General features: G+C 66.7%; 11 protein-coding genes. 10 read left to right on the top strand and 1 reads right to left on the bottom strand.

The window, feature by feature from the left end; all coding sequences use genetic code 11:
* Nucleotides 1-250: 250 nt before the first annotated feature.
* The 9 genes from rpsJ to rplP all read left to right on the top strand — a co-directional run bounded on the left by rpsJ (nucleotide 251) and on the right by rplP (nucleotide 5166).
* Nucleotides 251-559 carry a 30S ribosomal protein S10 gene (gene rpsJ / locus ICN82_RS00800; protein WP_108261210.1) on the top strand — a complete coding sequence of 103 codons (309 nt, stop codon included), beginning with the start codon at nucleotides 251-253 and terminating at the stop codon, nucleotides 557-559.
* Between the two features lie 14 nt (nucleotides 560-573).
* Nucleotides 574-1305: a 50S ribosomal protein L3 gene (gene rplC, locus ICN82_RS00795; protein WP_193178917.1), complete on the top strand. Its 732-nt coding sequence runs from the start codon at nucleotides 574-576 to the stop codon at nucleotides 1303-1305.
* Nucleotides 1305-1925, top strand: coding sequence for a 50S ribosomal protein L4 (gene rplD / locus ICN82_RS00790; RefSeq protein ID WP_193178915.1), 621 nt, complete (start codon nucleotides 1305-1307; stop codon nucleotides 1923-1925). Before rplC ends, rplD begins: the two co-directional genes overlap by 1 nt.
* The gene (locus ICN82_RS00785) at nucleotides 1922-2218 is read left to right on the top strand and encodes a 50S ribosomal protein L23 (protein WP_193178914.1); all 297 of its coding nucleotides are present in this window, start codon (nucleotides 1922-1924) and stop codon (nucleotides 2216-2218) included. The genes rplD and ICN82_RS00785 overlap by 4 nt, the downstream gene beginning before the upstream one ends.
* A gap of 283 nt (nucleotides 2219-2501) precedes the next feature.
* Nucleotides 2502-3344 carry a 50S ribosomal protein L2 gene (gene rplB / locus ICN82_RS00780; RefSeq protein WP_193178912.1) on the top strand — a complete coding sequence of 281 codons (843 nt, stop codon included), beginning with the start codon at nucleotides 2502-2504 and terminating at the stop codon, nucleotides 3342-3344.
* 3 nt (nucleotides 3345-3347) lie between these two features.
* Nucleotides 3348-3626, top strand: coding sequence for a 30S ribosomal protein S19 (gene rpsS / locus ICN82_RS00775; RefSeq protein WP_193178911.1), 279 nt, complete (start codon nucleotides 3348-3350; stop codon nucleotides 3624-3626).
* 3 nt (nucleotides 3627-3629) lie between these two features.
* Nucleotides 3630-4010: a 50S ribosomal protein L22 gene (rplV, locus tag ICN82_RS00770; protein ID WP_193178910.1), complete on the top strand. Its 381-nt coding sequence runs from the start codon at nucleotides 3630-3632 to the stop codon at nucleotides 4008-4010.
* Nucleotides 4010-4741: a 30S ribosomal protein S3 gene (rpsC, locus tag ICN82_RS00765; RefSeq protein WP_193178909.1), complete on the top strand. Its 732-nt coding sequence runs from the start codon at nucleotides 4010-4012 to the stop codon at nucleotides 4739-4741. Before rplV ends, rpsC begins: the two co-directional genes overlap by 1 nt.
* An 11-nt stretch (nucleotides 4742-4752) precedes the next feature.
* The gene (gene rplP, locus ICN82_RS00760) at nucleotides 4753-5166 is read left to right on the top strand and encodes a 50S ribosomal protein L16 (RefSeq protein ID WP_138468560.1); all 414 of its coding nucleotides are present in this window, start codon (nucleotides 4753-4755) and stop codon (nucleotides 5164-5166) included.
* A gap of 214 nt (nucleotides 5167-5380) precedes the next feature.
* Here rplP and ICN82_RS00755 read toward each other — a convergent pair whose 3' ends face one another.
* Nucleotides 5381-6493 (bottom strand): aminotransferase class I/II-fold pyridoxal phosphate-dependent enzyme, encoded by a 1113-nt coding sequence (locus ICN82_RS00755; RefSeq protein WP_193178908.1) that lies wholly within the window; start codon nucleotides 6491-6493, stop codon nucleotides 5381-5383.
* Between the two features lie 252 nt (nucleotides 6494-6745).
* Here ICN82_RS00755 and ICN82_RS00750 point away from each other — a divergent pair, with 252 nt between their 5' ends.
* A complete protein-coding gene (locus tag ICN82_RS00750; RefSeq protein WP_193178907.1) occupies nucleotides 6746-8209 on the top strand; it encodes an aldehyde dehydrogenase family protein in 1464 nt (487 codons plus the stop codon).
* Nucleotides 8210-8317: the final 108 nt, after the last annotated feature.

The following is an 8317-nucleotide window of genomic DNA, read 5'->3' as shown; positions in this document are numbered from 1 at the left end:
AAGGCGGCCGCACCGTCGGCGCAGGCGTCGTCTCCAAGATCATCGAGTAATCGGTACTCTTGCGGGGATGCGGGGCTTCGGCCCCGCATCCTTTTTTTGAAGACCGGGCCGTCAAAGGGGCGGAAAGCCCTTGCGAATCTGCCCGTTTCGCGCCAGAAGGCGCGACCCCCAAGACCTTCGGGAATGCAAGTGGGGCGCATAATGATGTGCGCTCCACCTCTCGTTTCCTTAGCCGCGAAAGCAGATAACGATGCAAAGCCAAAACATTCGCATCCGGCTGAAGGCGTTTGACTACCGGGTTCTGGACGCCAGCACCCAGGAGATCGTCAATACCGCCAAGCGCACGGGCGCCCAGGTTCGCGGGCCCATCCCGCTGCCGAACAAGATCGAGAAATTCACGGTTCTCCGCGGTCCGCACGTCGACAAGAAGTCGCGCGACCAGTTCGAGATCCGCACGCATAAACGCCTTCTCGACATCGTCGATCCGACCCCGCAGACCGTGGACGCGCTGATGAAGCTCGACCTCGCTGCAGGCGTCGACGTCGAGATCAAGGTGTAAGGAGGGTATAGACGATGCGCTCCGGTATCATCGCGAAGAAGGTGGGCATGACCCGCCTGTTCATGGAAGACGGCCGCCAGATCCCGGTGACCGTGCTTCAGCTCGACGCCCTTCAGGTGGTTGCACAGCGCACCGCCGACAAGGACGGCTATTCCGCCGTTCAGCTGGGCGCCGGCACTGCCAAGGTCAAGCGCGTCTCCAAGGCGATGCGTGGCCACTTCACCGCCGCCTCGGTCGCGCCGAAGCGGAAGCTCGTGGAATTCCGCGTGGCCCCCGAGAACCTCATCGAGGTCGGTTCCGAGATCTCTGCCGAGCATTACATTGCCGGGCAGAAGGTCGACGTGTCGGGCACCTCGATCGGTAAGGGTTTCGCCGGTGCCATGAAGCGGCACAATTTCGGCGGCCTGCGTGCATCGCACGGCGTGTCGATCTCGCACCGTTCGCACGGCTCCACCGGTCAGTGCCAGGACCCGGGCAAGGTGTTCAAGGGCAAGAAAATGGCCGGTCACATGGGCGCCGCCCGTGTCACCACCCAGAACCTGGAAGTCGTCCGCATCGACGCAGACCGTGGCCTGATCATGGTCAAGGGCGCCGTGCCGGGCTCCAAGGGTGGCTGGGTCACCGTCAAGGACGCCGTCAAGAAGAAGCTGCCCGAGGGCGTGCCGTTCCCGGCCGCGCTGAAGGCTGCGGAAGCTCCGGCCGCTGAGGCCCCCGCCGAGGCTCCGGCCGAAGGAGGGAATGAATAATGAAAGCTCCCGTTATCAAGCTCGACGCGGGTGAAGCCGGCGAAGTCGATCTGAACGACGACATCTTCGGTCTGGAACCGCGTGCCGACATCCTGCACCGCGTGGTCCGCTGGCAGCGTGCGCGCCTCCAGCAGGGCACCCACAAGGTCAAGACCCGGTCCGAGACCAGCTACTCGACCAAGAAGATCGTGCGCCAGAAAGGCTCTGGCGGCGCCCGTCACGGCGACCGCAACGCACCGATCTTCCGCAAGGGTGGTATCTACAAGGGTCCGACCCCGCGCAGCCACGAGCACGATCTGCCGAAGAAATTCCGCAAGCTCGGCCTGAAGCACGCGCTGAGCGCGAAGCGGAAGGCCGGCGAACTGATCGTGATTGAGGACGTCAACCTGGCCGAAGCCAAGACCAAGCTGCTTGCAGCGGCGGTCAAGAACCTCGGCTGGAAGCGTGCGCTGGTCATCGACGGCGCGGCAGTCAACGAGAACTTCGCCAAGGCCGCGGCCAACATCGAAGGTGTCGATGTGCTGCCGAGCCAGGGCGCCAACGTGTACGACATCCTGAAGCGTGACACCCTGGTCGTCACGAAGGCAGGACTCGAAGCTCTGGAGGCCCGCCTGAAATGAGCGTGAAGCCGGAACATTACGACGTCATCCGTCGTCCGATCATCACCGAGAAGGCCACCATGGCCTCCGAGGCCAACGCGGTCGTCTTCGAAGTGTCCATCGACGCGACGAAGCCGCAGGTCAAGCAGGCGATCGAAAGCCTGTTCGGTGTCAAGGTGAAGGCGGTCAACACCACCATCACCAAGGGCAAAGTCAAGCGCTTCCGCGGCATGCTGGGCAAGCGCAAGGACGTCAAGAAAGCCTATGTGACCCTCGAAGAGGGCAACACGATCGACGTCTCCACCGGTCTCTGATCCGGTCGGACCGTCAGGCAGGGGCCTCCGCATCGCGGGGGCCCCTTGCGTTTCCGCCCGCTTTCGCGGCGGGGGCGGGGGCAGGGCCGCGGGAATGCGACCCGGTGCCGCGATATGCGCGCGACAGCTCTGGACGAGGTGTCACCGCTCTGTTAAACGCGGCGGACCTGAACGGCCTCGGATTCGCTCCGGGGCCGCAGTTTTTGAATTCGGGCACCTCCGGGGGCCTTCACTTCGGGGACCTCGCCACGGCAGGGCCCTTCAACAACGGAAGACAGAAACTATGGCACTCAAGTCGTATAAACCGACGACGCCTGGCCAGCGCGGGCTGGTTCTGATCGACCGTTCGGAGCTTTGGAAAGGGCGTCCGGTCAAATCCCTCACTGAGGGTCTGACCAAGTCGGGCGGCCGGAACAACACCGGACGGATCACCTCTCGCCGTCGCGGCGGTGGCGCCAAGCGCCTCTATCGCGTCGTCGATTTCAAGCGTCGCAAATTCGATGTGGCGGCAACCGTCGAGCGGATCGAATACGACCCGAACCGGACCGCCTTCATCGCGCTGATCCGTTACGAAGACGGTGAGCAGGCCTACATCCTGGCCCCGCAGCGTCTGGCTGTCGGCGACAAGGTCGTGGCTTCGGCCAAGGCGGACATCAAGCCGGGCAACGCGATGCCGTTCTCGGGTCTGCCGATCGGCACGATCGTCCACAATATCGAGATGAAGCCCGGCAAGGGCGGCCAGATCGCCCGCGCCGCAGGCACCTATGCCCAGTTCGTCGGTCGTGACGGCGGCTATGCCCAGATCCGCCTGTCCTCGGGCGAGCTGCGCCTGGTCCGTCAGGAATGCATGTGCACCGTCGGTGCCGTGTCGAACCCTGACAACTCGAACCAGAACTTCGGCAAGGCCGGCCGCATGCGCCACAAGGGCGTCCGCCCCTCCGTCCGCGGTGTCGTCATGAACCCGATCGACCACCCCCACGGTGGTGGCGAGGGCCGCACCTCCGGTGGCCGCACCCCGGTTACCCCCTGGGGCAAGGACACCAAGGGCATGCGCACCCGCAACACCAACAAGGCGTCGCAGAAGCTCATCATCCGCTCGCGTCACGCCAAGAAGAAGGGCCGCTAATCCATGGCACGCTCCGTTTGGAAAGGGCCTTTCGTGGACGCTTATGTCCTCAAGAAGGCCGAGAAGTCCCGGGATTCCGGGCGTAACGAAGTCATCAAGATCTGGTCCCGCCGGTCGACGATTCTCCCGCAATTCGTGGGTCTCACCTTCGGCGTGTACAACGGTCACAAGCATATCCCGGTGAACGTCACCGAGGACATGATCGGCCAGAAATTCGGCGAATATTCTCCGACCCGGACCTATTACGGTCACGCGGCGGACAAGAAAGCGAAGCGGAAATAAGCCATGGGCAAGGAAAAGAATCCCCGCCGCGTGGCTGAGAACGAGGCAATGGCGAAAATCCGCATGCTTCGCACCAGCCCGCAGAAACTGAACCTCGTCGCGCAGCTGATCCGCGGCAAGAAGGTGGAAAAGGCCCTGGCCGATCTGACCTTCTCCGAGAAGCGGATCGCCAACGACGTCAAGAAGTGCCTGCAATCGGCGATCGCCAATGCCGAGAACAACCACAACCTGGATGTGGATGAACTCGTCGTGGCCGAAGCCTTCGTCGGCAAGAACCTCGTCATGAAGCGGGGCCGCCCGCGGGCGCGCGGCCGCTATGGCCGGATCATGAAGCCGTTCTCTGAACTGACCATCAAGGTCCGCCAGGTCGAGGAGCAAGCCTAATGGGTCATAAAGTCAATCCGATCGGCATGCGCCTTCAGGTCAACCGGACCTGGGACAGCCGCTGGTACGCGGACACGAAGGACTACGGCGACCTTCTGCTCGAGGACATCAAGATCCGCGAGTTCATCAAGAAGGAATGCAAGCAGGCCGGCGTCAGCCGCGTGATCATCGAGCGCCCGCACAAGAAGTGCCGGGTGACCGTTCACACTGCCCGCCCGGGCGTCATCATCGGCAAGAAAGGCGCGGATATCGAAGTCCTGCGCAAGAAGCTGGCCGCGATGACCGCATCGGAACTGCACCTGAACATCGTCGAAGTCCGCAAGCCGGAACTCGACGGCCAGCTGGTTGCCGAGTCCATCGCGCAGCAGCTGGAGCGCCGGGTGTCCTTCCGCCGCGCGATGAAGCGTTCGGTGCAGAATGCCATGCGCATGGGTGCCCTGGGCATCCGCGTGAACGTCGCCGGCCGTCTGGGCGGTGCCGAGATCGCACGGACCGAATGGTACCGCGAAGGCCGCGTGCCGCTGCACACGCTGCGGGCCGATATCGACTACGCAACCGCCGAAGCCATGACGCCCTACGGCATCATCGGCATCAAGGTCTGGATCTTCAAGGGCGAGATCATGGAACATGATCCGTCCGCACGCGATCGCAAGGCCCAGGAGCTGCAGGACGGCCCGTCCCCGCGCGGCGCCGGTGGTGATCGTCGTCGCAACCGCGACAACGACCGGTAAGGAATAGGACAATGCTTCAGCCAAAGCGTACGAAATTCCGCAAGCAGTTCAAGGGCCGCATCCATGGCGAAGCCAAGGGCGGGTCTGACCTGGCCTTCGGTCACTACGGTCTGAAAGCGGTGGAGCCCGAGCGCATCACCGCCCGCCAGATCGAAGCCGCCCGCCGTGCCATGACGCGTCACATGAAGCGTCAGGGCCGCGTCTGGATCCGGATCTTCCCGGACCTGCCCGTCACCTCCAAGCCCACCGAAGTCCGGATGGGTAAAGGTAAGGGTTCGGTCGATTACTGGGCCTGCAAGGTCAAGCCGGGCCGGGTGATGTTCGAGCTGGAAGGCGTTCCGGAGGCAACCGCCCGCGAGGCGCTGCGTCTGGCCGCAATGAAGCTGCCGATCAAGACCCGCGTCGTGGTTCGCGAAGACTGGTAAGCGGCACAGAGCCCCCGAAATTGCGAAAGCCCCGCCGATCCGGCGGGGCTTTTGCTTTGGGTCCCCGGCCATTCGGCGGCGGCGCGGGGCGACTGGCAAACCGTCAGCGACGTCCGGATCCGGGCGGCCCGCCTGTCCCGCATTCGGTCCCGCCGCGTGGCGCCCCGGCCGTTTGCCGGAAACGCGCCGGGCAGGCCTGCAATGGCGGCGCGGCTCAGGCCGGCCGGTCCAGGACCGCCTGCAGCGCGGCGAGGAACTGGGCGCTGTCCTCGGGCAGACCGATGGAGACGCGCAGCCAGCTCTCGTATCCCGGCTGTTTCCACGGCTTGACGATCACCCCGTGATCCAGCAGCCCGGCCGCGACGTCGACCGAGGGCCGGCCGGTATCGAGGAACAGGAAATTGCCCAGCGAGGGCAGGACCCTGAGCCCGCGTCCGCGCAGCGCCGCGGCCAGCTTCTCGCGCTCGGCGACGGTGGCGGCGACCGCGGCCTCCATATGCGCCGGGTCCTCGAGCGCGGCCAGCGCGGCGACCTGCGCGAGGTGGCTGGTGTTGAAGGGCGTGCGCACCAGGTCCAGTCCCCGCCGCAGCCCGGCATCGTTGGTCGCGCCGAAGCCGATCCTCAGCGCCGCCAGCCCCCAGGCCTTGGAGAAGGTGCGCAGCACGATCATCGGCCGGTCATGCGCCGTCAGGCTCTCCGCCGCCGAGCGGAAATCGCCATGGGCGGCGTATTCGACATAGGCCTCGTCCATCACCAGAAGCGTGTCGCGCCGCTGCGCGGCAAGCACCCGGTCCAGCGCCGCCGGGTCAAGCCAGGCGCCCGCCGGGTTCATCGGGTTGGCGATCATCACCAGGCGCACCGGCGCGGCCATGGCCGCCGCCAGCGCATCGATGTCGATGCGCCCCTCCGCGGTCAGGCCGATGCGGATCACCTCGGCGCCCATCATGCGCGCGTAATCCTCGTGCAGCGGGAAGGAGGGATAGAGGACCACCACCCGGTCGCCGGGGCGCAGCGTGGCGCGCGCGATCACGTTCAGCAGATCCTCCGAACCGTCTCCTAGCACGATCCAGCCGGGGGGCACGCCCAGTTCCTCGCCCAGCCGCGCCGCCAGCCGCCGCCCCTGCGGATCGGGATACAGATGGGTGGCCGCTGCCGCGTCGCGCAGCGCGGCGGCGACGCCGGGCGCGGCGCCGTGGAGGTTCTCGTTCGATCCCAGCTTGGCGATGCGGGTCACGCCGGGACGGGCGGCGATCTCCTCGATGGTGAGACCGGCATTATAGGGGGCGAGCGCGCCTAGCTCCGGGCGCAGGAGGGAGTCTTCGGGCATCTCGGTCCTCTTATGTATAGACATGATTGAGCAGAGCCCGCCGCGGAAGGCAAGCCTGCCCCGCCCCGGCCCCCGAGCCGGGGCCTCCCCGATGCGGCTTCTGCCCAAGCAGCAGGCAGCCGGGCGCGCGGTCTCCTCCCGGTTAGGTCCAGCCGCGGCTTTTCCACCGGACCAGCCGCGGCCCGGCGATAGGCGCCGCGCCCGCGCGGGGCTAGGAGGAAGGGGACCGCAACCCCCAGACCGGAGCGCATGATGACCCTCGCTTTCGACCCTGCCGCCCTGACCCTGCCCGCCGCGCATTTCATCGGCGGCGATTTCGTCCGCGGCGCGGCGGCCCTGGATCTTGCCGCGCCGTCGGATGGCCGCGCCCTGCCGCCGATCCCGCAGGCGGATGCCGCGCTGGTCGATCGCGCGGTCGAGACCGCCCGCGCCGCGCTGAAATCCTCGGGCTGGGCGGGCTGGCAGCCGCGGGCGCGCATCCGCGCGATGCATGCCTGGGCCGACCTGATCGAGGCCAACGGCGCCGAGATCGCCCGGATCGAGGCGGTCGCCTCCTCCCGCCCGGTCGCCCAGGCCCTGGCCGGGGACGTGGCCTCCACCGCCGAGCAGATCCGGTTCTTCGCCGAATTCGCCGACAAGGAGGCCGGCACGCTGGTGCCCACGGCGGACAGCCAGATGGGCTTCATCTCGGCCCAGCCCCATGGCGTCGTCGGCGCCATCACCCCCTGGAACTTCCCCCTGTCGATGGCCGCCTGGAAACTGGGCCCGGCCCTGGCGGCGGGCAATGCGGTCGTGCTGAAACCCTCCGAGATGACGCCCTATTCGACCCTGGCCATGGCCGCGCTGTCGGTGAAGGCGGGGATTCCGGCGGGATTGGTCAATATCGTGCTGGGCGACGGGCCCGGGACGGGGGCGGCGCTGACGGCGCATCCCGGCATCGACAAGGTCAGCTTCACTGGCTCGACCCGGGCCGGGTCGCAGATCATGGAGACCGTCGCGCGCAGCGGCATCAAGCCGATGACGCTGGAGCTGGGCGGGAAATCTCCGCAGCTGGTCTTTGCCGATGCCGATATGGATGTGGTGCTCGACAGTCTCGAGAAGGGCATCCTGCCCAATGCCGGGCAGTTCTGCGTGGCCGGTTCGCGCATCCTGGTCCAGCGGGAGATCGCCGAGGAGCTGGCCGCGAAGCTGGCGGAACGTTTCGCGCGTCCCGTCCCGGCCGCAACCTGGGAGGACCCGGCCGGGTTCTCGCCGATCATCTCGGAAAAGCAGCTGGCGCGGATCGACGGCATCGTCGGCGCGGCGGTCGCGCAGGGGGCGGAGATCCTCTGCGGCGGCACCCGCTTCGACCGGCCCGGCAGCTTCTACCGGCCGACGCTGATCGGCGGGGTGGACGCGGCCAGCCCGGCGATCACCGAGGAGATTTTCGGTCCTGTCGCCACGCTGCAGGTCTTCGACACCGAAGAGGAGGCGATGGCGCTGGCGGCCCATCCGGTCTACGGGCTCTGCGCCGGGCTCTACACCCGCGATCTGGGCCGGGCGATGCGCCTGACGCGCCGCCTGGAGGCGGGGACCGTCTGGGTCAACCGCTACGGGCGCACCCGCGACCACATCCTGCCGACCGGCGGCTGGAAGTCCAGCGGGCTGGGCAAGGACCTCGGCCGCGAAGCCTACCTGTCCAGCCTCAGGACCAAGACCGTGCTGATCGACCTCTAGCGCTCCGGGCCCGCGCGGGGCGGGAAAGAAGGATCAAGTTTAGCGACCCGGCCGGTCTCAAGGCCGGGTTAGTCATTTCCGATCATTCCTTGCCGGGTGCCACAGGCT

Origin of the sequence: Mangrovicoccus algicola, from assembly GCF_014903745.1 — a bacterium.
GTDB classification, from domain to species: Bacteria; Pseudomonadota; Alphaproteobacteria; order Rhodobacterales; family Rhodobacteraceae; genus Mangrovicoccus; species Mangrovicoccus algicola.
This window is presented reverse-complemented; position numbering and strand designations above follow the sequence as displayed.

Bases quoted from the DNA above. Each gene is read 5' to 3' on its own strand.
- rplC (WP_193178917.1), top strand. From the start codon at position 574: ATGCGCTCCGGTATCATCGCGAAGAAGGTGGGCATGACCCGCCTGTTC.
- rplP (WP_138468560.1), top strand. From the start codon at position 4,753: ATGCTTCAGCCAAAGCGTACGAAATTCCGCAAGCAGTTCAAGGGCCGC.
- rplB (WP_193178912.1), top strand. From the start codon at position 2,502: ATGGCACTCAAGTCGTATAAACCGACGACGCCTGGCCAGCGCGGGCTG.
- rpsJ (WP_108261210.1), top strand. From the start codon at position 251: ATGCAAAGCCAAAACATTCGCATCCGGCTGAAGGCGTTTGACTACCGG.
- ICN82_RS00785 (WP_193178914.1), top strand. From the start codon at position 1,922: ATGAGCGTGAAGCCGGAACATTACGACGTCATCCGTCGTCCGATCATC.
- rplV (WP_193178910.1), top strand. From the start codon at position 3,630: ATGGGCAAGGAAAAGAATCCCCGCCGCGTGGCTGAGAACGAGGCAATG.
- rplD (WP_193178915.1), top strand. From the start codon at position 1,305: ATGAAAGCTCCCGTTATCAAGCTCGACGCGGGTGAAGCCGGCGAAGTC.
- rpsC (WP_193178909.1), top strand. From the start codon at position 4,010: ATGGGTCATAAAGTCAATCCGATCGGCATGCGCCTTCAGGTCAACCGG.
- rpsS (WP_193178911.1), top strand. From the start codon at position 3,348: ATGGCACGCTCCGTTTGGAAAGGGCCTTTCGTGGACGCTTATGTCCTC.
- ICN82_RS00755 (WP_193178908.1), bottom strand. From the start codon at position 6,493: ATGCCCGAAGACTCCCTCCTGCGCCCGGAGCTAGGCGCGCTCGCCCCC.
- ICN82_RS00750 (WP_193178907.1), top strand. From the start codon at position 6,746: ATGACCCTCGCTTTCGACCCTGCCGCCCTGACCCTGCCCGCCGCGCAT.